The sequence below is a fragment of the Novosphingobium profundi genome, assembly GCF_018491765.1.
GTDB lineage: Bacteria > Pseudomonadota > Alphaproteobacteria > Sphingomonadales > Sphingomonadaceae > Novosphingobium > Novosphingobium profundi.
In genome coordinates this window covers 1-22,166 of record NZ_JABWCU010000013.1, presented here as the reverse complement: position 1 = coordinate 22,166, position 22,166 = coordinate 1, and the positions used below count along the sequence as shown (strand labels likewise).

Below are 22,166 nucleotides of genomic sequence, written 5' to 3'. Positions count from 1 at the left end.
AGGGCAAGACGAGACTTATGAGCGAGACCGATAACAAACCGACCCTGGGCCGCAAGCCGCTTGGGCTGAAGCGTTCCGTGGAAGCCGGTGAGGTCAAGCAGACCTTCAGCCACGGCCGCACCAACAAGGTCGTGGTGGAAGTGAAGCGTCGCAAGGTGATCGGCAAGCCCGGCGCGGACACCGCGAGCGAGGCCAAGGCCGAGGCGCCTGCGCCGCAGAGCGCGCCTGCGCCGCAGCCTGCACCGACCCCGGCGCCGGTTCCGGCTCCGGCTGCGGCTCCCGAGGCCAAGGCTCCGGCCGCACCCGAACCGACCCCGGCCCCCGCGCCGGTGGCGACGCCCGCACCGACTCCCGAGCCTGCCCCCGCGCCGGCTCCGGTCGCGCGTCCGGCGGCTCCTGCGCCGCGTCCGGCCCCTGCGCCCGCTCCGGTCGCCAAGAAGAAGCCGATGCCCCCGCGCAAGGGTCCTCCGGGCGAAACCCCGCAGGAGCGCGTCGCGCGCCTCCAGCGCGAGGCCGAGGAAGATCGCCTGCGCATGGCCGAAGAAAACCGCCGCCGCGAGGAGGAGGAAAAGCTTCAGGCGATCGAGGACGAAAAGCGCCGCGCCGAGGACAATCGTCGCGCCGAGGAAGAAGCCGCCGTCAAGGCTGCGGCGGACGCCAAGGTCGCCGCCGAGGCGCAGGCCCGTGCCAAGCAGGAACAGGATGCGGCTCCCGTCGCCGCGGCTCCGGCCGCTGAAGAAGCCGCACCTGCGGCCGAAGCGGGCGGCACGGCCGCAGCGCCGGCCCCGCGTCGCTTCACCCCGGTCAAGCGCCCCGAACCTGCGGTGCGCAAGCCCGAAGCGGCCGGTGCTGCCGGTGGCAAGAAGCCCGATGCGGTCAAGAAGGGCGCGGCACCGGTGCGCGGCGCCGAGCGCAAGAACGACCGTCGCCAGTCGGGCAAGCTCACGGTCAACCGTGCGCTCAACGACGACGAGGGCGCGCGCGCCCGTTCGCTCGCCGCGCTCAAGCGTGCGCGTGAAAAGGAACGCCGTGCGCAGTTCTCGGGCCGTTCGCAGCCGCGCGAGAAGCAGGTTCGCGACGTTGTCGTGCCCGAGGCGATCACGGTCCAGGAACTCGCCAACCGCATGGCCGAGAAGGGCGCCGACCTGGTGAAGGCGCTGTTCAACATGGGCATGATGGTCACCGTCAACCAGACGATCGACCAGGACACCGCCGAGCTGCTGGTCGAGGAATTCGGCCACAACATCGAGCGCGTCTCGGCGAGCGACGTGGACATCAACAACGATCAGGACGTCGATGCGCCCGAGACGCTGAAGCCGCGTGCACCGGTGGTGACCATCATGGGTCACGTCGACCACGGCAAGACCTCGCTGCTCGATGCGCTGCGCGGTACCGACGTGGTGCGCGGCGAGGCCGGTGGCATCACCCAGCACATGGGCGCCTACCAGATCAAGACCAAGGGCGGCGACAAGATCACCTTCCTCGATACGCCCGGTCACGCCGCCTTCACCCAGATGCGCATGCGCGGTGCCAACGTCACCGACATTGTCATCCTGGTGGTGGCCGCCGACGACGGCATCATGCCGCAGACGATCGAGGCCATCAACCACACTAAGGCCGCGGGCGTTCCGATGATCGTCGCGATCAACAAGTGCGACAAGCACGAGGCCAACCCGCAGAAGGTGCGCGAGCGCCTGCTCGAGCACGAGATCGTCGTCGAGGCGATGTCGGGTGACGTGCAGGACGTGGAAGTCTCGGCCAAGACCGGCGCGGGTCTCGACGAACTGATCGAGAAGATCCTGCTCCAGGCCGAGTTCATGGAGCTCAAGGCCAACCCCGACCGCGAGGCCGAGGCAACCGTGATCGAAGCCAAGCTCGACAAGGGCAAGGGCCCCGTGGCGACCGTGCTGGTCCGTCGCGGTACGCTCAAGCGCGGTGACATCTTCGTCGTCGGCACCGAAAGCGGCCGCGTGCGTGCGATGCACGACGACAAGGGCAAGCAGCTCAAGGACGCTGGTCCCTCGATGCCGATCGAGGTCCTGGGCCTTGGCGGCGTGCCGATGGCGGGCGACACCCTGACCGTCGTCGACAGCGAACAGCGTGCCCGCGAGGTCTCCTCGTGGCGCCAGGAGCAGGCGACCGCCAAGCGCACCGCCACCGCTCCGACTTCGCTCGACACGATGTTCTCGGCGCTCAAGGCCAAGCAGGACGTCATCGAGTACCCGGTCGTCATCAAGGCCGACGTGCAGGGTTCGGTGGAAGCCATCGCGGCTGCCCTCCACAACCTCTCGAACGACGAGATCAAGGTGCGCGTGCTGCACTCGGGTGTCGGCGCCATCACCGAGACCGACGTGTCGCTGGCTTCGGCCTCGGGCGCGCCGATCATCGGCTTCAACGTCCGTCCGAACGCCAAGGCGCGCGAGCAGATCGAGAAGTCGAAGACCTCGATGATGTACTATGACGTGATCTACGAGCTGACCGAGGAAGTCGCCAAGCAGATGGCGGGTATCTGGGGGCCGGAACGTATCGAAACCGTCGTCGGTCGTGCGCAGGTCAAGCAGGTCTTCCCGGCCGGCAAGAAGGACAAGGCCGCCGGTCTGCTCGTCGAGGAAGGCGTCATCCGCAAGGGCCTTCACGCACGTCTTACCCGCAACGACGTCATCGTTTCGGCAACCACCATCGCCTCGCTGCGTCGCTTCAAGGACGACGTCGACGAAGTGCGCACCGGTCTCGAGTGCGGTGTGGTGCTGGCCGACACGAACGACATCCGCGCGGGCGACCAGCTCGAAGTCTTCGAGGTCAGCCACCGCGAACGTACGCTGGGCTGAGCCTGACGGCGGGGCAATTCCGGGGCGCTGCGGGCGCCCTCGGATCGCTCCGGCCGCGGACAGGAAAAAGGGGCGGGCACTCACGGGAGTGTCCGCCCCTTTTCGCGTGGGTGGCTGTCGGAACGGGAGCCTCTTTGCTAGAGGTGCGGGAAAGGTCCCCGCCAAGCTGTCCTGTCGACCGGAGTTGTCACGAATGCCCCGTTACTGCGCCTTTTTCTCCTCGCTCAACGTAGGTGGAAACCGCCTGACGATGGAGGACTTGCGCCATGCGCTGCGGCGCGAGGAGATCGACAACGTCGAGACCGTGATCGCTTCGGGCAACGTGCTGTTCGACTACGACGAGCGGCCCACGCAAGGGCTCGAGGAGCTTTTCGCCTACATCATGGCCGAGCGCTTCGACATCGACAGCTTCGTGGCGATCCGCAGCAAGGACGAAGTGCGCGCCGCGCTCGAGGACAATCCCTTCGTCGGTTTCGGCGAGGACGCGCAGGTCCACACCCTGTTCCTCGACGGTGAGGCCGAACCGGCCAATTTCGAGGCGCTCGTCGCCGCCTATACCGGGCGGGGCGAGGAGAAACTGGCGCTGGGCCAGCGCTGCCTTTTCGTCGACTACGTCCACGGGGTTGGGCAGAGCCGGCTCACCAACGCCTTCATCGAACGACGCCTCGGACGTCGCACGACCGCGCGCAACGCCCGCTCGCTGGGGCGCATTCTCGCCAAGATGTGAAAAGAGGCGACGTGCCCCGCCAAGCACGCCGCCTCCACTTACTCGGTGACGATGATGTCGCTTTCAGCCCTTTAGGCTTAGCGGAAGAGACCACCGTAGACGGCGTAGACCTTGAGGCTCGACGTGCCGATCAGCAGGACGTCGCTGCCCGAGCGCACGTAGCGGTAGCCGCGCTTGGGAGCGGGCAGCTTCTTGAAGTGCTTGTAGTCGACGACCTGGTAGTTGCGCGCGTGGTTGCGGTCGAACTTGTCGCCCTTCTTGAAGGACTTGTAGCCGTTGTCCTTGTGGGCGGCCTGGCTCACCTGCTGGCCGTGGTTGGGTTGGCCGTGCTGCTGGGGCGCGGCCATCGCGGGCGCGGCGAAGGCGGGAAGGGCGAGCGAGGCAGCCATCAGCGTGGCGGTGAACTTGTTCATTTAAATGCTCCTTAGTGTGAACCTGATACCCTCATAACGGCCAAGCGCTCCAAAGGTGGCGTAATCAATTGTTGCAAATTGTCGCCGCTGGCCCACATGGGATGCAACCATGGTTCGACAGCAAACGACTCCCGAGCAGCACTCCGTCCGCCTTCTCAAGGTGGGTGAGCAGGTGCGCCACGTCATCTCCGAGATCCTCACCCGCCAGCAGGTCCACGACGCCACGCTGAGCGGCCATTCGGTCTCGGTCACCGAGGTCCGCATGAGCCCCGATCTGCGCCTTGCGACGGTTTTCGTGAAACCGCTTCTGGGCGAGGACGAAGAGGCCGTGCTCAAGGCCCTGCGCACCAACACCGCCTATTTCCAGAAGGAAGTCGCGCAGCGCCTCAAGCTGCGTTTCGCGGCCAAGATCCGCTTCCGCGCGGATGAGACCTTCGACGAGGCAAGCCGCATCGATGCGCTGCTGAGCGACCCGCGCGTCCAGCGCGACATCGCCTCCGAGGGCGAAGACGGAGACGCGCAGGAGGATTGACCCGCGACGAGGCTTCTGGCCCCGTTGGTGTCTGCGCCGGTGTTCGCCGGGGCCGCGCTGGCCTCGGCGTGGATCCGGTTCAGTCCTGTACGAACAACGCGCGCGCGAGGTGCCAGTGGCCTTCCGCCGCGTCCCGCGGATCGATCCGCAGCTGGAAACGGCTTTCACCGGGCCAGCGCCATTCGAGCATGTCGTCCCAGGCCAGATCGACGAGCACCATTTCGTCGCTGTCGTGCGCGTGCGTGAACAGCATGTGGCGCCCTTCGGGGGGCAGGCGGTATTCGCCGTTGATCCGCGCGAGCGTGGCGGGCGGGATCGACGCGACGGCCTCGGCCGGACCCGAGATCGCGGTGCGCAACGAGATCGTCGCGATCTCGCCGAGCGAGGCGGGTATCGATCCGCCGATCAGTTCGCCATAGCGCTCGTGGGTCTCGGGCAGGAGATCGCGCAGGATTTCGCATTCCTCCGCGGTCATCGGTGTCCAGGGTTCTCGGCCCTGGAGGAAGCTCTCCATTGCCGCCAGCATCTCGGGAAGCGACCGACGCTGTTCCTCGATCTGCGCGAGTTCGGCCTCGAGCCCCTCGATGTCGTCGCGCGCGTCGTCGCGTTCGTACGGATCGGCGTCGGGGTCGTTCTCGATGCGGGTGAGCATCTCACGCATTTCGCGCAGCCGTTCGCGGTGCGCGCCGATGGGAGTGTCGGCCTGCTCGAGCGCATCGCGCAGGCGATCGGCGAAGTGCAGCGCCGAATGCCACGAGAGCGCATCGACCCTTTCGCCCACCCCATAGGCGTAGAAGGGGTGGTCGCGCGGGCTTGCGCCATCGTCGTCCTGTTCGCGGGCGGGAGTGATCGGCCAGAACGGAAACAGCCAGCGCGTCATGCGCGCGGTGCGCTGCGGGAAGAGGTCACCGCCCTCGTCGAAGGCCGGGTGGAGGTCCTGCGGGGGTTCGGAGAAGTCGAGGGTCTCGCCCGGTGCGGCGGCCGGAACCGGCACGACGCCGCCATCGCCAAGGAAGAAGGCGAGTGAACCGGCCGTGGGAAGTGTGGCGCCGGGAAGGACGGCGGCGACTTCGCCAAGGTCGACTTGCGCGAGGAAGGGCAGGGCCTGTCCGTTGGTGTCGCGCGGCCAGGATGCGGCGCCCAGACGCGGCAGTCCGCCGAACCAGCTCGCATCGCCGAACCAGTCGCGGTTCGCCGCGCGCGCCTTGCGCACGAGGTGGACCGGGGCGGTCGCCAGTGCGGGGGCGGCTTCAGGTTCCGGGGCGGGTTCGGGTGCGAGCGGCAGCGGGGCCTGCGTGAAGAGCGGGGCGGGCTCGGCCTCGTGGACGCGCGCCGTCTCGGGCGCGGCGACGGGCTCGGGGGTGTAGCGAGGCTCGACGTAGCGGGGAGCGGCATGCTCGGGCACCTCGGCGGCGTCGTGCGCGCCGGGTGCGACGAGGCTCGGGTCGTCCTCGGTCGCTTCCTGGAAGGGCTCGAGTTCGAGCGCGTCGTCGAGCCCGTCGTGGGGTACGAAGATCGAATCCTCGTCGGTGCGGGGGCGCCGGCGCGACGGAGCCAGCCCCACCAGCAGCGAGAGCAGCAGGCCGATGCCGATGGCGACGAGCGCGCCGGTGCTGCGGCCCAGGCTCGCCTCGATCCGGTCGACACCGCCATCGAAGGTGGTGAGCAGCGAATTGAGCGCGCCCGTGGCGGTGGGGGAGGCCATTGGCGCCATCGCGATGTAGATCGCAATGGCTATCGCCAGGGCCATCAATGCGAAGGCGGCGATCATTCGTTTCATGGCGTGCTCCACAGGCGTTGCGTACTAAAAGCCGCGCGCGTCGGGGGCGGGGGCCCAATTGCGTTGCGACGCACGTCCGCGCGGATCATTCCCGCCGGGGAGAACGCAGGGCAAGTGCGTGGACAGCCGCGCAAGGCTTGTTATCCCCAGTGGCGATGGCAAAACTCTATTTTTACTATGCCAGCATGAACGCCGGAAAGTCGGCGACCCTGCTGCAGGCGAACTTCAACTACAACGAACGTGGCATGCGCACCATGCTGTGGACCGCCGCGCTCGACGACCGGGGCTCCGGGAGAGACGGGGGGCACGATGGAGAGCGCGACGCGCGACAGGTCGATGCCCACGCCATCGAGAGCCGCATCGGCCTTCACGCCGGGGCGCACCGCTTCACCGCCGATACCGATCTCTACGAACGGGTCACCGCCGCGCACGCGGCCGGCCCCTTGTCGTGCATCCTGATCGACGAGGCGCAGTTCCTGGCGCCCGAACAGGTCTGGCAGTGCGCGCATCTCGCCGACAAGGCCAATATCCCGGTGCTCTGCTACGGCTTGCGCACCGATTTCCAGGGGCAGCTGTTCCCAGGGTCGGCCGTGCTGCTGGGAATTGCCGACAGTCTGGTCGAGCTCAAGGGCGTATGCCACTGCGGCCGCAAGGCCTCGATGAACGTGCGCGTCGATGGCACCGGTGCGGCGGTAAGCGAGGGCGCGCAGACCGAGATCGGGGGGAACGAGCGCTACGTCGCGCTGTGCCGCCGCCATTTCAGCGAGGCACTCGGGCGCTGACGGCGTGCGGCAAGGCCTGTTCATTGCGGGTTTCGTGGCGAAAGCCTAGATGGGCGGCATGGAACTCACCACGCTGCAGATGGCGGCGATCCCCCTGCCGCTGATCCTTGCGATCGTCTGCCACGAAGTCGCGCATGGCCTGGTGGCCCGCCTGCTGGGCGACACCACCGCACACGATGCGCGACGCCTGTCGCTCAACCCCTTGCGCCATGTCGACCCGGTGGGGACGGTGCTCGTGCCCGGCGCGCTCGCGCTGGCGCACGCGCCGGTCTTCGGCTGGGCCAAGCCCGTGCCGGTCAACCGCAATCGCCTGCGCAATCCGCGCCGCGACATGATGTTCGTGGCCGTGGCGGGACCGGCGAGCAACGTGATCCTTGCCGGACTGGGTGCGGTCCTGTTCGGGCTCGCCTACCGTTTCGCGCCGGACAGTCCGGGACAGGTCTGGGAGTTCGTCACCTTCTCGCTTTCCGCGTTCATCCAGTTCAACCTTTTCCTGGCGCTGTTCAATCTCCTCCCGGTGCCCCCGTTCGACGGCTCGCACATCGTCGAGGGCCTGCTGCCGCGCGGCGCGGCGCGCCACTACGCGCGCACGCGCCGGCTCGGTCTGGTGTTCATGGTCCTGCTGCTGGTGATCCTGCCCACGCTGTTTCCGCAATGGGGCATCGTCGATCGGTTCGTCGTGCCCCCCTTCCAGTGGGTCTTCGACCGGTTCCTCGACCTCGCCCAGTTGGTGGCAGGGGGCTGAACGGCGCGCGTGTAAGACTGTGTATCGAGGCCTTGCGCGCAGGGACGACCGCGCCCATCTCGAAGGTGAGGGGCAAATGGTGCGAACCACGCAAGCAAGGAGTTCACCATGCGCTTGAGAACGCTGTTTTTGTCCGCCGGCCTGATGGCCCTCGCCCCGACGCTTTGCGCTCCCGCGATGGCGGCATCGGCCTCGGCCCAGCCAGCCGCGCAGAGCGGCGGGCAAAAGGGTCGCGCGGCCTCGATCCCCTTTGCCAACCACGGCGGCGTGCAGGACTGGCGCGCCGATGGCACGCGTGCAGTCTATTTCAAGGACAACCATCGGCAATGGTACCGCGCGGACCTGATCGGGACCGCGACCGACCTGCCCTTTGTCGAGAACATCGGCATCATCAGCGGTCCGGGCGGCGCGCTCGACCGCTTCGGCGGGGTCCTGGTCAAGGGGCAGCGCTACATGTTCAGCGCGTTCCAGGCCGTCGACGGGCCGCCCGCGAAGAAGGCGCACAAGACGCGGTGAAGGCGGCGCGGCGGCGGCTGCGAGTTGACAAGCGGGCGCCGGTGCGTCTTGGGGCGGGCATGACGTTCGACGCTGCCTTCCTCGCGCGGGGTGCCCGCTGATGCCGCATGGCTGGATCATCCTCGACAAGCCTTTGGAGCTGGGCTCGACCCAGGCCGTCGCGGCGGTCAAGCGCAACTTGCGCGAGGCGGGCTTCAACATGAAGTTGAAGGGCGGTGTGAAGGTGGGCCATGGGGGCACGCTCGACCCGCTCGCCTCGGGCGTCCTGCCGATCGCGCTGGGTGAGGCGACCAAGTTGACCGGTCGGATGCTCGATGCGGACAAGACGTACCTCTTCACGCTGCGCTTCGGCGAGGAGACCGACACACTCGACGCCGAGGGCAAGGTCATCGCGACGAGCGAGGTGATTCCCGCCCGCGAGGACGTCGCCGCGATCCTGCCCCGCTTCACCGGGCCGATCACCCAGGTGCCGCCCGCTTATTCGGCGCTCAAGGTTGACGGAAAGCGCGCCTATGATCTCGCCCGCGCGGGCGAAGAGGTCACGCTCAAGTCGCGCGATGTGACGATCCATGCGCTTGAGATCCATGGCTTCGATGCCTCGGACGGGGTCACGCTGCTGGCCAGCGTGACCAAGGGGACCTATATCCGAAGCCTGGCGCGCGACATCGCGCATGCCCTCGGTTCGCGCGGTACGGTGACCATGCTTCGCCGCATCAAGGCCGGTCCGTTCGCGCTCGCGCAGGCGATTTCGCTGGACAAATTGAACGAAATCGGTAAGGGCGCGCCTCTTGAACAGATACTCTTGCCGCTGGAGGCGGGGCTGGACGACATCCCGGCCATCGACCTCACCCCGGAGCAGGCAAGGGCGGTCCGACAGGGCCGCGTTCTGACCGGAATGCCCCAGGACGACGGGCTGCACTGGGCACGGCTGGAATCGGTTCCGGTTGCGCTGGTGGAGCTTTCACACGGAGAAGTCCGCGTGGTCCGGGGGTTCAATCTCATCGATGTCGCGGAGTGAATGAAATGACGGTTACTGCCGAAAAGAAGACGGAAATCATCACGGACAACGCGCGCCAGTCGGGCGATACCGGATCTCCGGAAGTTCAGGTCGCGATCCTCACCGAGCGTATCCGCAACCTGACCGAGCACTTCAAGGCTCACCACAAGGACAACCACTCGCGTCGCGGTCTTCTCGCCATGGTCAACAAGCGTCGTTCGCTGCTGGCCTACCTCAAGAAGAAGGACGTGAAGCGTTACAACGATCTGATCCAGAAGCTGGGTCTGCGTAAGTAACCAAGATGTTTCGGCCCGCCTCTGGCGGGCCGTTTCATATTCCGCCATCCCTGTCGGCCGCGTGCTGTGCTAAGGGTGGCGACGCCGCGAGGGCCGGAGTGTTCCGGCTCCACGGGGCGGATCGAAACAGACAGGTATCCTCGCAATTCGGCGAGGGGCCTCGGGGCACGCAAGGCCCCGATCCGGACCGGGACGGCATCCCCGGCAGTAGATCCCGTCCGGCAATAGGGCCGACGGGCTGAGGAAATAGACATGTTCGACGTCAAGACCGTATCGATGGAGTGGGGCGGCAAGACCCTCACTCTCGAAACCGGCCGCATCGCCCGCCAGGCGGACGGTGCCGTCCTCGCCACCTATGGCGAAACCGTTGTGCTTTGCGCGGTGACCGCCGCCAAGTCGGTGAAGGAAGGCCAGGACTTCTTCCCGCTGACCGTGCACTATCAGGAAAAGTTCTCGTCGGCGGGCCGCATCCCCGGCGGCTTCTTCAAGCGCGAGCGCGGTGCGACCGAAAAGGAAACGCTCACCAGCCGCCTGATCGACCGTCCGGTCCGTCCGCTGTTCCCCGAAGGTTTCTACAACGAGATCAACGTCATCGCCCAGGTCCTGAGCTATGACGGCGAGACCGAGGCCGACATCGTCGCGATGATTGCCGCTTCGGCCGCGCTCACCATCTCGGGCGTGCCCTTCATGGGCCCGATCGGCGCCTGCCGCGTCGGCTTCGAGGATGGCGAATACACGCTCAACCCCAAGCAGACCGCAGCCCTCGAAAATGGCCGCCTCGACCTCGTCGTCGCCGCCACCGGCCAGGCCGTGATGATGGTCGAATCGGAAGCCAAGGAGCTGACCGAGGACGAGATGCTGGGCGCCGTCATGTTCGCGCATGACGAATGCCGCAAGGTCGTGAACCTCATCATCGACCTCGCCGAGCAGGCCGCCAAGGAACCCTGGGAGATCGATCTCTCGGACAACACCGCGGACATCAAGGCCAAGCTCAAGAAGGCCGTCGGCAAGGACGTCACCGCCGCCTACAAGCTGACCGACAAGTCGGCCCGCTCGAACGCGCTCAACGCGGCGCGCGCCAAGGCCAAGGAAGCCTTCTCGGACGAGACCCCGCAGACCCAGATGGTCGCGATCAAGACCATGAAGAAGCTGGAAGCCGAGATCGTTCGCGGCGCCATCCTCAAGGACGGCACCCGTATCGACGGCCGCAAGCTCGACCAGGTCCGCCCGATCGAATCGATGGTCGGCTTCCTGCCGCGCACGCACGGTTCGGCGCTGTTCACCCGCGGTGAAACGCAGGCGATCTGCACCACCACGCTGGGCACCAAGGACGCCGAGCAGATGATCGACGGCCTCGAAGGCCTGTCGTACTCGTCGTTCATGCTGCACTACAACTTCCCGCCCTACTCGGTCGGTGAAGTGGGCCGCTTCGGTGCGCCCGGTCGCCGCGAGATCGGCCACGGCAAGCTCGCCTGGCGCGCGCTGCACCCCGTGCTGCCCGCCAAGGAAGACTTCCCCTACACCATCCGCATCCTCTCGGACATCACCGAGTCGAACGGTTCGTCCTCGATGGCGACGATCTGCGGTGGCTGCCTCTCGATGATGGACGCGGGCGTTCCGCTTGCGCGTCCGGTTTCGGGCATCGCCATGGGTCTGATCCTCGAAGGCGACGACTTCGCGGTTCTCTCGGACATCCTGGGCGACGAGGATCACCTCGGCGACATGGACTTCAAGGTGGCAGGCACCGAGAACGGCATCACCACGATGCAGATGGACATCAAGATCGCCGGCATCACCAAGGAAATCATGGGCAAGGCGCTCGAGCAGGCCAAGGCCGGCCGCGCGCACATCCTGGGTGAGATGAACAAGGCGCTGGGTTCGGCCCGCACCGAGCTCTCGGCCCACGCGCCGCGCATCGAGACGATCCAGATCGACAAGTCGAAGATCCGCGACGTCATCGGCACCGGCGGCAAGGTCATCCGCGAGATCGTCGCCGAGACCGGCGCCAAGGTCGACATCGACGACGAAGGCGTGATCAAGATCTCGTCCTCGGACATCAACCAGATCGAAGCCGCCAAGGCCTGGATCCTGGGCATCGTCGAGGAAGCTGAAGTCGGCAAGATCTACAACGGCAAGGTCGTCAACATCGTCGACTTCGGCGCCTTCGTGAACTTCATGGGCGGCAAGGACGGTCTCGTCCACGTGTCGGAAATGAAGAACGAGCGCGTCGAAAAGCCGACCGACGTCGTCAAGGAAGGCCAGGAGGTCAAGGTCAAGGTCCTCGAGATCGACAACCGTGGCAAGGTCCGCCTCTCGATGCGCGTCGTCGACCAGGAAACCGGCGAGGAGCTCGAAGACACCCGTCCGCCCAAGGCGCCCCGCGAACCGCGCGGCGACCGTGAAGGTGGCCGTGGCGGCGATCGCGGCGGTGACCGTCGTGGTCCGCGTCGTAGCGGCGGCGGCGGCCGCGAGCGTGGTCCGCGTGGCGGCGCCGAGGGCGGTGATCCCGGTCACATGCCCGCTTTCCTCAAGGAAGACTGATCGGCGGGGCTGATCATCGGTCTTCAACCGAAAAGACAAGGAAAAGGCCGCGAGCGATCGCGGCCTTTTCTCGTTACAGGTTCAGGATTCCTGGCCGAAGGGCGGGGGAGGGATCACGCGAAAGCCGGTCCAGTCGTCGAGTCCGGCCGCGATCACGCGGTTGCGTCCGGCCAACTTGGCCCGGAACAGCGCTTCGTCGGCGGCGCGCAGCGCCTCGCGGCGATTGGTGTAAACGCTCGTATCGGCAACGCCTGCCGAAAAGCTGATCCGGCCGAAGGGGGTGTCGGTGGCCCGGTTGACGAGGCGGCGCGCGGCGATCGATTCGCGCGCGGTGTCGAGTACGGCGCAAGCCTCGCGCAATTCGGTCCCGCGCAGCAGCACGACGAATTCCTCACCGCCGTGGCGGGCCACGTGGCATTTGTCGTCGGAGAGCTCGGCGAGCGCGCGGGCGACCGTGCGCAACACCCGGTCGCCGGCCTCGTGGCCATGGGTGTCGTTGATGCGCTTGAAGCGGTCGATGTCGCAGAAGGCGACGCACAGCGTCTCGCCCGCGTGGTGGGCGGCGTCGAACTCCTCCTGGTAGACCGCCTCGAAGGCGCGCCGGTTGGGCAACCCGGTAAGGTGGTCGATCTCGGCTTCGCGGCGGGCGTCCTCGAGGCTTTGCTGGAGCGCCAGCGTCTCGCGTTCGGAGCGGGTCATCACCCGTTCGATGTCGCGCGTTCGGCGCAGCATCTCGCGCGCGGCGGCGGTCAGCGCACGGATCGCGCCGTGGGTCGTACAGCCCCGGCACTCGTCGTCGAGCGCGTCGACCTGCTCGGCCAGGGCCTCGTTGTAGCCACTGGTTGCGGTGCGGGCTTCGGTGGCGGTTGAGGCGAATTCGGCAATCGCCACTTCGAGCTTGCGTACGAGCGTGTGGATTTGCTGCGCGCCGCCTTCCTCGCGATCGAGCTGGACCGCCTCCTCGAGCCACTCGATCGTGAGCGGGGCGCCCGAGGCGATGTGGTCGCTCACCTGACGCATCAGCGCGGGATTGGCGCCGGTCACGATGTCGTGCGCGAGGGTCAGCGTCTGGCCGCTGACCGGAAGGTGGTGGCTGTGGAGGAACCGGCAGATGTCGTCGAGGACGTGGCGACGGCGGCGTTCGGCGGGGGTCTCCTCGTGCGCGGGATCGCCGTTCGCGTGGGGCGCTTCGGCGGCGGCGCGCGTACCGCCCAGACCGAACCAGCGCGCCAGGCCGCCGCGCGCCGTGCCTTGATCAGACGCGTTCATCGCAACCTTCCCGACCGGTCGGAGTCGTTGAATTGCGGGAGGGATGCGCCCCCGCACCGTGCATTCCAGGCGCGATCGTCACCATGCGTGTTGCCACCTGCCAAAGCGTGCACTCCACCGAATGGCGCGGGGCCAGGGTGCTGTTGGAGAGAGGCTTCAGTCTAGGACGGACAGGGTTGGTGCTTGGTTTTCCTGCCCCTCCGAGGAATTACAGGGTAGGCGGGGTCTCGCGAGGGGTGGTGGCCGGGGTTGCCGGTGGCGACGCCACGCGGCGCGCGCTGAGGATGGTGACCTCGTTCTCGAGGATGTCGCCCTTCATGACGCCTTCGCCCTTGGTTGCCGAGCGCGGCTGCGACCAGATCGCCCTGACGACGTCCATGCCCGCTACGACGTGGCCGAAGGCCGCGAAGCCCGCGCCGGGATCCTGGCCGGTGTTGCCCTTCTCGGCGTCGAGCGCGGGCATGTCGGAGAGCAGGATCATGAAGTCGGCGGTGGCCGTGCCCGGTGCGAAGCGGGCCATCGAGATCGTCCCGGCCTTGTGCAGGATACCGGTCTGGTTGGTGCTTTCGTGAGCAACCGGAGGGAGCAGCTTGGCCGCATTGCGCACGCCGCCCTGGAGCAGGCCCTGATCGTCGTCCTGCGCATAGGCGAGATGCATTGCGCGGTAGAACTGCGCGCCGTCGAGATTTTTCGCGTCGACGTACTTCAGGAAATTGGCGGAGGTCTTGGGCGCGTGCGTGGTGTCGAGCGCGAGGGTTATCGTGCCCTGCGCGGTCTTGAGCGCGACGTAGGCATAGGCGATCGGTTCGGGCGCGGGCGCTTGGGCCTGCGCTGCCGGTGGCGTGCCGGCGGGGGCTTCCTGCGCCCGCAAGGTGGCCGGTGCGGCCGCCAGTGCCGCCAGGCTCAGCGCGGCGGCCGCCAGATGCACGGTTCCGGAGCGGAGGCGAAGCAAGCGAATCACGGGGCCGGTCTCCCGATCTGGCAGGGTGCCCGAGGGCAGGGAGGCGGGAAGGGCGAATAGGCCCATTCCCGCCGTCAGGTCAGCGCACGCGTGGGCCGCCGAAGGGCAGCGGCGGGGGCGGACGGCGCGAACCGCGCGGAAGCTGGGCCTGGTACGCGCGGCCGCAGTGGTCGACGCAATACGGGAAGCCCGGATTGACCTTCTCGCCGCAGAAATGGAAGTCCGGCTCGCCCGGGTGACCCATCGGCCAGCGGCAGATGCGGTCGTTGAGGTCGAGCAGGCTGGTCTTGTCGGCGACCTCGGCGCTCGGCTTGGCCGGCACGAGGCGGCGCGGCGGTGCGGGCGGAATCGGCGGCTGCTGGTCGCCGGGGCCCTGGCGCAGGAAGCCGCCGGGGCCGACCGAGACGATTCGCGGCTGGTCCGCAGCGGGCTTTTCCGAGGCTTCGCCCGAGGCTTCGGCGGGCGCGGCGGGAGCCGGGGCCTGCGGGCGGGCGGTCAGCGGCGCGCGCGCTGGCGAGGCCGGCGCGACGGGCTTCGATTCGCTCGCGACCGGGGCCGCGGCGGGGGCTTCGGGGGCCGGCTTGGCCTTCTTGGGCGTTGCCGGACGCGCCGGCTTCTCGTTGGCCTTCACCGGTGAAGGGCGTGCCTTGAGGCCAAGGCGATGGGCCTTGCCGATGACCGCATTGCGGCTGACGCCTCCGAGTTCTTCCGCGATCTGGCTGGCGGTTGCCCCGCCTTCCCACATCTTGGTCAGCTTCTCGATGCGCTCGTCCGTCCAGCTCATTCCTGTTCCGTTCCTCACAGGACAGCCCCGAAGGGACCATCCGAAATTCAAAAGCTGGCGCTTGCCATGCCAAACATCAGCCGATAGTCGCCGGGGCATGGACGATCAAACGAATTCGACCGCACTCCTGCCCACGGACAGGACCATCGAGCCCCGTCGTTTTCCGGCAAAGGGCGAGCCCATCATCCACACGGTGAACTGGGTCGGGCTCGCTACCCTTTATATGAAGGAGGTGCGCCGCTTCTTCAAGGTCCAGACGCAGACGATCTGGGCACCGGCGATCACCACGCTGCTCTTCCTCGTGATCTTCACGCTGGCGATGGGGCGCGGGGACCGCATGGTGCTGGGTGTCAACTTCGCGACGTTCGTCGCGCCCGGGCTCATCGTCATGGGCATGATGCAGAACGCTTTCGCCAATTCGAGCTTCTCGTTCCTGGCGGGCAAGGTGCAGGGCACCATCATCGACTACCTGATGCCTCCGCTCAGCGAGGCCGAACTGATGGCCGCCATGGTTGGCGCGGCCGTGACCCGCGCGCTCCTCGTCGGCCTCGCGCTCACGGCGGCAATGCTGCTGTGGCCGGGCGTCGACCTCTCGATGGCGCATCCCTGGGCCGTCGTGTGGTTCGGCCTGATCGGCTCGGTCTTCCTGGCGCTGCTGGGGCTGCTCTCGTCGATCTGGGCCGAGAAGTTCGACCACAACGCGGCCGTCACGAATTTCGTCATCGCGCCACTTTCGCTGCTTTCGGGCACGTTCTACGTGATCGACAACCTCGCGCCGGCGTTCCAGGCGGTCAGCCGGGTCAATCCGTTCTTCTACGTGATTTCGGGCTTCCGCTTCGGGTTCCTGGGCGAAAGCGACATCGGCGACACGAACCTCGCCGTGCTGCACAGCGCGCTGGGGATGACGCTCGTCGACCTCGCACTCGCGGTCCTCGTGTACCTGGTCCTGCGCTCGGGCTGGAAGCTCAAGGGCTGAGCCCGGGTTCCGGTCCGGCGGGGCCGGATCCGGCGCAGCGTGCAAGAGATGCGGCAGTTAGTGTCGTCCTGCCAAAAGTCCTTAACGAATTTTACGCAGTTATGTAGGCACTGTCGCGCGAGTGAGAGAGAGACGTGCCCTTCCGCGGGCGAAACGGGAATCGCGATTCTCGGCCTTCGCGCTGATCCTGTCCCTGGCCATCCTGGTTCTGGGCTCGCTGCTTGTCGTCTTGTTGCAATGGTCCGCGCGGCAAGTCGATGGCATGGCACGCGAGCGCGACCGGGTCACGGCCCTTTCGGTGCTGGCGCAAAGCACGGCGCAAGTCGACCGCAGTATCGCGGTTGGCGCAACCTCGCGCCGCTTGCGTGTGGCGATCAATGCGGGGCGTCCCGACACCGACTGGCTCGACGCCTATACCCGGCGCTGGTTCTCCGGCTACGCGGGGCTTGACGAGACCTACCTGCTGAACGGACGTGGCGACTGCGTCTATGCCCTGCGTGAAGGACGCCGGGCGGTCGCGCCCACCTATATCGCGGTCGAGGACCACGCCGATGCGCTGGTCGCTCTGGCTCGCTCGCGGCTTGCCGCGGAACCCGCGAGCGCGGCGAAGATGCCGGCCCGCCGGCCGCCGCTTGCCGATATCCGCATCCTGCGTGGCCGCCCGGCGCTTCTGGTGGTGCAGCCGGTGCCGGGCGCAAACGGCGGCGAGGGGCGTGCGGACGCCGGGGGCGCGTTCGTCGTGGGGGTGACCTTCCTCGATGGCGCGCTCTTCGATGCCCTGGCGCGCAATTTCAGCCTTTCGGGAATGCATTTCCAGTCGATTCCCTCGCGGACTTCGCCCGAGACCTCGGTGCCGCTGCGCGCGCGTTCGGGCACGACGATCGGCTATCTCGCCTGGAATGCCTTCGATCCGGGGACACGGGTTCTTTCCGCGCTCGCTCCGGTGGCGCTGGTGGTCGTCCTCCTGGCCGCCTCGATCGTCTACGTCCTCGCCAGCCGATTGGTGCGGCGCACGCGCGATCTCGAGGAGAGCCGCACCGAGGCGCAATACCAGGCGCTCCACGATCCCCTGACCGGGCTTGCCAATCGGATCCTGTTCGAAGCGCAGCTCGACCAGGCGCTCGATCGGTGCCGTGACGGCAAGGCCTCGCTTGCCCTGCTGTGCATCGATCTCGACCGTTTCAAGCAGATCAACGACACGCTCGGCCACCCCGCGGGCGATGAACTCATTCGGCAGGTCGCCCAGCGCTTGCGCGCGCAAGTGCGCGAGACCGACATCGTGGCGCGGATGGGCGGCGACGAGTTCGCCGTCGTCATCAACGATCCGCAGGATCGCGCGGCGGTCGAGGCGATCTCCACGCGCATCGTCGAGGACCTGGCACGACCTTTCGCGCTGGCGGGGGCCAAGGCCTTCATCGGCGCCAGCCTGGGCGTGGTGTTGTCGCCCCAGGATTGTGTGCTGCGCACCGAGCTCAGCCGCCGGGTGGACATTTCTCTCTACGCGGCCAAGGCGGGCGGTCGTGGCCGTTACGTGTTCTTCTCTAGCGAGATGGACGAGGATATTCGCGAGCGCGAGGGCGTCGTCCAGGCGCTGCGGGTCGCGCTTCACGAGGCGCCCGAGCAGTTTCGCGTACATTACCAGCCGATCTACTCCAGCGCGAGCGGGATGATGACCGCGGTCGAGGCGCTGGTGCGCTGGGAGCATCCCGAGCGCGGGTTGGTGGGGCCGGGCGAGTTCATCGACCAGGCCGAGGAATCGGGGCTGATCGAGCCGCTGGGCGAGCTCGTCCTGCGCCAGGCCCTGCGCGACGCGCGAACCTGGCCGGACTTGCGCATCAGCGTCAACGTGTCACCCTCGCAGATGCAGGAGCCGAGTTTCGCCGAGACAGTGCGCGTGCTGCTCGAGGAAGCGGGCGTTTCGGGCCATCGCCTCGAGCTCGAGCTGACTGAAACCGTGCTGATGGGTTCGTCGAGCGACGTGGCCCGGACTATCGCCAGCTTGCGCCAGATGGGGGTGGCCTGTGCGCTGGACGATTTCGGAACCGGCTATTCCTCGCTCAGTCACATCCGCGACATGGCGGTCGATCGCATCAAGGTCGATCGCTCGTTCGTGCAGGCGATCGAGACGCCGCGCGGTGCGGCGATCGTCGAGGCGATCGTCAACCTTGCCAAGGTGAACGGGTTGCAGGTGACGGCGGAGGGTGTCGAGACCGAAGGCCAGATGCGCTTCCTGCGCGAACTGGGATGCCACGAACTGCAGGGCTTCGCCTTCTCGCGCCCGATCCCGGCCGGCGACCTCGAATACCTCGTCGCAACCGGCGCGGTGACCGCGACCCGCGCCCTGGCACGCGCCGAGAACGGCGACTGGGCGATCTGAGGCCGGGGCCGGCAGCGCCAGGGGAGCTTGGGGCATCGCCCGAGGTATCGTCGCCTCGGGTCCCGCCTAGTGCGCGAGGCCGCGTCGCAGCTGGTAGTGCCCGTTGCGGTAATCTTCGAAGATCTGCGACAGCGAGGGGTGCTCGACCGGGCCGCCTTCACTGTCGGCCACAAGGTTCTGCTGGCTGACGTAGGCCACGTAGCTCGAATCGTCGGTTTCGGCGAGGAGGTGGTAATAGGGTTGCTCGCGTCCGGGCCGAATCTCGGCCGGGATCGATTCGTACCACTCTTCACTGTTCGCGAAGACCGGATCGATGTCGAAGACAACCCCGCGAAAATCATGCTCGCGGTGTCGGACGATGTCCCCGATGGCGAAGCGCGCACGCATCTGGCGCGGTGCATCGATCACGCGTCCGGCCTGTGGCGAGAAAAAGGACGCTCTGTTCATCCCTTCAATATAGGCCTCGCACGAGGTCAGAGCAAGCAAGGCTGAAAATTGATGCGCCTTTTTATGATTTTTGGGCTTGGCAAGCTCGCCCAAGTGGATTATCGGCGCGCTTCTTCCTGACCTCGCAGGTTCATCCTGCAGCGGCACTTCTAGCGGAGAGGTGGCAGAGAGGTCGAATGCGCCGCACTCGAAATGCGGTGTACGGGCAACCGTACCGTGGGTTCGAATCCCACCCTCTCCGCCATTAGCCACTCTTTCTACATCCAGCCGAACACTGAAAAGTCCAAGGGTTTCCTTGGCTTGGTTGGTGATTCGCGTCCTTCTGCATCCAGCCCCATCCACCGGTGACCGATTGGAAATGTGGGAAAGAATGTGGGAGAATTTTGGCCATGGGAAAGCTCTCCGCAACGGCTGTGAAGGCAGCCCGGCGTCCGGGCCGGTTGGGCGATGGTGACGGCCTCTACCTCGTCGTCCAGCCTACTGGTTCGAAAAGCTGGGTGTGCCGGGTACAGAAGCATGGAATGCGCCGCGACTTCGGGCTCGGCAGCGCCGCGAAGGTATCGCTTGCCGATGCGCGCGAACGAGCCCGGGAGATCCGAAGTTGGGTTGAACTTGGGCTCGATCCGATCTTCGAGCGGCGAAAGGCGCAGGGGATCCCGACTTTTCGCGAAGCCGCAGCCAAGGTTCTGGCCGCGCATCGCAAGACCTGGCGCAACGAGAAGCACGAAGCCCAATGGTCGAGTACGCTTGAGGCATATGCCTTCCCCCATATCGGGCATCTTCAAGTCAATGACATCACGGGACCCATGATTCGTGGTTTGCTCGCCGAGATCTGGCTTTCCAAGCCCGAGACCGCGCGGCGGGTCCGCCAACGGATCGGAACGATACTCGACTGGGCCTACGCGTCGGGCTACCGCGAGTCAGAGGCGCCCATGCGTGCGGTTACGCGCGGTCTGCCGCGCCAACCCAAGAAGGACGGCCATTTCGCGGCCATGCCCTATGACAAGGTGCCCGCGTTCGTTTTTCGTCTGCGAGAGCGCGAATCGTTCAGTCGTCTGGCCCTTCAATTTGCGATCCTGACAGCGGCACGTTCTGGCGAAGTGCGGCACGCGACCTGGGACGAGATCGACTTGAAAGTTGGACTTTGGACACTTCCGAAAGAGCGAATGAAGGCCCAGCGCGAGCATGTCGTGCCACTCACGCGCCCTGCCCTTTGTATCCTCGAACGTTGCCTTGAACTTCGTATAGCCAATTGCCCGCTGATTTTTCCGGGGGCACGCCGCAATGCGCCTTTGTCCGATATGACTCTGACCAAGCTCCTCAAGGAAATGAAAGAGCCCTACACCGCTCACGGCTTTCGCTCGGCCTTTCGCGATTGGGTGAGCGAGACGACCAATCACTCCGGCGACGTTGCCGAGGCGGCCCTCGCCCATGCCGTCAAGGACAAGACCGAGGCGGCCTATCGGCGCGGCAACTTGCTGGAGAAGCGTCGGATCATGATGAACGATTGGGCGTCTTTTTGCACCTCATCACGGATAAGCCGCTAAGGGCGTGCCAGGCTTTTAGCCTCGTCGGGCGCTTCCTCCACTCGCGCGCCGGTCGAGCCGCTCTTTAGCATCTCGGTGACACGGCCAAAACGATCGCTTGATGCGTTCCGGGCCGCCTTCGGCGGGTCGGGATGCGGCTTGCATCCCTTCAACGGTCGCCGCGCAGACCCGCGCGGCGGCGTTGGCCTTTGTCGGCTCCAAGGTGACGGGGGGCGTCGCTGCCCGATAGCCCCGCCTCGACGGGACGCAACCCGTCCGCTTCGCTCCCGGGTCCTTCACGTTGTTACGGCCTTGCCAGGTGCGCCCCGCCTTTTGCCGGCGGGGCTGCTGGTTCGCTCCTGCCGCCCCCCGCCACCCTGGCGCCGGTCAATGGCGGTTGAAGGAAGGAGTGAAGGAGCATGGCCAAGGAGAACCGTCAGAGCCTCTATGGAGAAGTCACGAACCGGATCATTGCCGATCTGGAAGAAGGCCGCGTGCCGTGGGTGCAGCCGTGGGACGCCGCGCGGTGCCCGGTGACGATGCCGCACAACGGGGTAACCGGGCGCATCTACAGTGGCATAAACGTGCTGATCTTGTGGGCAGCCGGGATCGGGGGCGGCTATTCCTCGCAGCGCTGGCTTACCTACAAGCAGGCCGAGAAGGCAGGCGGCAACGTCAAGCGCGGGGAGAAGGGAACGGTCATTTGTTACGCGGATCGTTTCACGCCCAAGGACGAGGCGCAGAAGGCCCGGAGCGAGGAGCGTGACGCGCGCACCGTGGCGTTCCTTAAGAGGTTCACGGTCTTCAATCTCGACCAGTGCGAAGGTCTTCCCATCGAGGCCGGGGTGGCCGCGAGCGTACCTGATCCGGTCATGACGCGGATCGAGGCCGACCGGATCATCGCACTGTCGGGCGCGGACGTTCGGATTGGTGGGCGCGAGGCCTACTATGCCCCGGGCGAAGACTTCGTGATGGTGCCGCCACAGGTTGCTTTCCCCGATCCGATCAACTGGTACCGCACGGCGCTGCACGAACTGGGGCATTGGACCGGGCATCCCACCCGCCTCAACCGGGACCAGTCGGGGCGTTATCGTTCCGCGAAGTATGGCCGGGAGGAACTGGTTGCCGAGATGACCAGCGCCTTTGTTTGCGCCTCCTTGGGGATCGCGCCAAGCGTGCGGCATTCCGACTATATCGGGGCGTGGCTCACCGTATTGCGCGAGGACGAAAAGGCGATCTTTCGTGCGGCCAGTGCCGCCAGCAAGGCCGCCGATTACCTCCTTGCCTTCGGGGAGGATGGAGCATGATCCGGCCTCTTGCTTTCCTCGTCCAGCGCATCCGGGAGGCGTTCCTCAAGGGCGCCTTTACGGAAGTCTCCGATCCCCGGCACCGGCGCTATATGCGCGCGATGGCCTCGCTTCCCGATGCCGAGCACGCGGCCTTTCGTCTGGCCCGCATCGAAGGCTTGAACGTGCCCCGGATCGCGGCCGAACTTGGTATCTCGAACGCGCAGGCCGAGACCCATCTGGCCCATGCAATCGAAATGATCGCCAGTTCTCTGCGCCGTCAGGAACGCAAGGGATGGTGATATGCGCGCGGCCGGAGCCCACAGGGCCCCGGCCGCCATCATTTTGCACTTGGCAGCAAGGATGTTAGGCGCGAGTCTGTG

The 22,166-nt window shown here is 66.6% G+C and carries 20 protein-coding genes and 1 tRNA gene; 15 read left to right on the top strand and 6 right to left on the bottom strand.

Going from position 1 to position 22,166, the window contains the following annotated elements; translation table 11 throughout:
• The first annotated feature begins 17 nt into the window (after positions 1-17).
• Together infB and HT136_RS15565 are read left to right on the top strand one after the other, a co-directional pair.
• On the top strand, positions 18-2,828 hold the full coding sequence (infB, locus tag HT136_RS15570; RefSeq protein WP_214200728.1) for a translation initiation factor IF-2: 2,811 nt from the start codon (positions 18-20) through the stop codon (positions 2,826-2,828).
• Positions 2,829-3,021: 193 nt separating this feature from the next.
• Complete coding sequence (locus tag HT136_RS15565) at positions 3,022-3,555, top strand: DUF1697 domain-containing protein (protein ID WP_214200727.1); 534 nt, start codon at positions 3,022-3,024, stop codon at positions 3,553-3,555.
• Positions 3,556-3,632: 77 nt separating this feature from the next.
• Here the strand turns inward: HT136_RS15565 and HT136_RS15560 are convergent, their stop codons facing one another.
• A complete protein-coding gene (locus HT136_RS15560) occupies positions 3,633-3,968 on the bottom strand; it encodes an RcnB family protein (protein WP_214200726.1) in 336 nt (111 codons plus the stop codon).
• A gap of 109 nt (positions 3,969-4,077) precedes the next feature.
• Here HT136_RS15560 and rbfA point away from each other — a divergent pair, with 109 nt between their 5' ends.
• Positions 4,078-4,500 (top strand): 30S ribosome-binding factor RbfA, encoded by a 423-nt coding sequence (rbfA, locus tag HT136_RS15555; RefSeq protein WP_214200725.1) that lies wholly within the window; start codon positions 4,078-4,080, stop codon positions 4,498-4,500.
• Between the two features lie 79 nt (positions 4,501-4,579).
• On the opposite strand, the gene HT136_RS15550 is transcribed toward rbfA, so the two are convergent.
• Entirely contained in the window at positions 4,580-6,280 is a 1,701-nt protein-coding gene (locus tag HT136_RS15550; protein WP_214200724.1) for a DUF1963 domain-containing protein, read from the bottom strand.
• Positions 6,281-6,435: 155 nt separating this feature from the next.
• On the opposite strand from HT136_RS15550, the gene HT136_RS15545 reads away from it, so the two are divergent.
• From HT136_RS15545 to pnp, 6 genes are all read left to right on the top strand, one after another.
• A complete protein-coding gene (locus HT136_RS15545) occupies positions 6,436-7,062 on the top strand; it encodes a thymidine kinase (RefSeq protein ID WP_214200896.1) in 627 nt (208 codons plus the stop codon).
• Between the two features lie 58 nt (positions 7,063-7,120).
• Complete coding sequence (locus tag HT136_RS15540; RefSeq protein WP_246543767.1) at positions 7,121-7,807, top strand: site-2 protease family protein; 687 nt, start codon at positions 7,121-7,123, stop codon at positions 7,805-7,807.
• A gap of 108 nt (positions 7,808-7,915) precedes the next feature.
• Positions 7,916-8,323 carry a DUF6491 family protein gene (locus HT136_RS15535; RefSeq protein ID WP_214200722.1) on the top strand — a complete coding sequence of 136 codons (408 nt, stop codon included), beginning with the start codon at positions 7,916-7,918 and terminating at the stop codon, positions 8,321-8,323.
• A gap of 100 nt (positions 8,324-8,423) precedes the next feature.
• Positions 8,424-9,341: a tRNA pseudouridine(55) synthase TruB gene (gene truB, locus HT136_RS15530; protein ID WP_214200721.1), complete on the top strand. Its 918-nt coding sequence runs from the start codon at positions 8,424-8,426 to the stop codon at positions 9,339-9,341.
• A 5-nt stretch (positions 9,342-9,346) separates the two neighbouring features.
• The gene (gene rpsO / locus HT136_RS15525) at positions 9,347-9,616 is read left to right on the top strand and encodes a 30S ribosomal protein S15 (RefSeq protein ID WP_214200720.1); all 270 of its coding nucleotides are present in this window, start codon (positions 9,347-9,349) and stop codon (positions 9,614-9,616) included.
• 252 nt (positions 9,617-9,868) lie between these two features.
• Positions 9,869-12,157, top strand: a complete 2,289-nt coding sequence (pnp, locus tag HT136_RS15520) for a polyribonucleotide nucleotidyltransferase (RefSeq protein WP_214200719.1) — start codon at positions 9,869-9,871, stop codon at positions 12,155-12,157.
• A gap of 81 nt (positions 12,158-12,238) precedes the next feature.
• On the opposite strand, the gene HT136_RS15515 is transcribed toward pnp, so the two are convergent.
• From HT136_RS15515 to HT136_RS15505, 3 genes are all read right to left on the bottom strand, one after another.
• Positions 12,239-13,426 carry a GGDEF domain-containing protein gene (locus tag HT136_RS15515; protein WP_214200718.1) on the bottom strand — a complete coding sequence of 396 codons (1,188 nt, stop codon included), beginning with the start codon at positions 13,424-13,426 and terminating at the stop codon, positions 12,239-12,241.
• 208 nt (positions 13,427-13,634) lie between these two features.
• Positions 13,635-14,387, bottom strand: coding sequence for a peptidylprolyl isomerase (locus tag HT136_RS15510; protein ID WP_343222207.1), 753 nt, complete (start codon positions 14,385-14,387; stop codon positions 13,635-13,637).
• Between the two features lie 79 nt (positions 14,388-14,466).
• Positions 14,467-15,171: a GcrA family cell cycle regulator gene (locus tag HT136_RS15505; RefSeq protein WP_214200716.1), complete on the bottom strand. Its 705-nt coding sequence runs from the start codon at positions 15,169-15,171 to the stop codon at positions 14,467-14,469.
• Positions 15,172-15,268: 97 nt separating this feature from the next.
• Here HT136_RS15505 and HT136_RS15500 point away from each other — a divergent pair, with 97 nt between their 5' ends.
• Both HT136_RS15500 and HT136_RS15495 read left to right on the top strand, forming a co-directional pair.
• Positions 15,269-16,147: an ABC transporter permease gene (locus HT136_RS15500; protein WP_214200715.1), complete on the top strand. Its 879-nt coding sequence runs from the start codon at positions 15,269-15,271 to the stop codon at positions 16,145-16,147.
• A 262-nt stretch (positions 16,148-16,409) separates the two neighbouring features.
• The gene (locus HT136_RS15495) at positions 16,410-18,524 is read left to right on the top strand and encodes a putative bifunctional diguanylate cyclase/phosphodiesterase (RefSeq protein WP_214200714.1); all 2,115 of its coding nucleotides are present in this window, start codon (positions 16,410-16,412) and stop codon (positions 18,522-18,524) included.
• A gap of 66 nt (positions 18,525-18,590) precedes the next feature.
• Here the strand turns inward: HT136_RS15495 and hspQ are convergent, their stop codons facing one another.
• Complete coding sequence (gene hspQ, locus HT136_RS15490; RefSeq protein WP_214200713.1) at positions 18,591-18,971, bottom strand: heat shock protein HspQ; 381 nt, start codon at positions 18,969-18,971, stop codon at positions 18,591-18,593.
• 154 nt (positions 18,972-19,125) lie between these two features.
• Here hspQ and HT136_RS15485 point away from each other — a divergent pair.
• The 4 genes from HT136_RS15485 to HT136_RS15470 all read left to right on the top strand — a co-directional run bounded on the left by HT136_RS15485 (position 19,126) and on the right by HT136_RS15470 (position 22,085).
• Positions 19,126-19,215: transfer RNA gene (locus HT136_RS15485), tRNA-Ser, on the top strand.
• 145 nt (positions 19,216-19,360) lie between these two features.
• The gene (locus tag HT136_RS15480) at positions 19,361-20,518 is read left to right on the top strand and encodes a tyrosine-type recombinase/integrase (protein ID WP_214200712.1); all 1,158 of its coding nucleotides are present in this window, start codon (positions 19,361-19,363) and stop codon (positions 20,516-20,518) included.
• 398 nt (positions 20,519-20,916) lie between these two features.
• A complete protein-coding gene (locus tag HT136_RS15475; RefSeq protein ID WP_214200711.1) occupies positions 20,917-21,804 on the top strand; it encodes an ArdC family protein in 888 nt (295 codons plus the stop codon).
• Entirely contained in the window at positions 21,801-22,085 is a 285-nt protein-coding gene (locus HT136_RS15470; RefSeq protein WP_214200710.1) for an RNA polymerase sigma factor, read from the top strand. Before HT136_RS15475 ends, HT136_RS15470 begins: the two co-directional genes overlap by 4 nt.
• Positions 22,086-22,166: the final 81 nt, after the last annotated feature.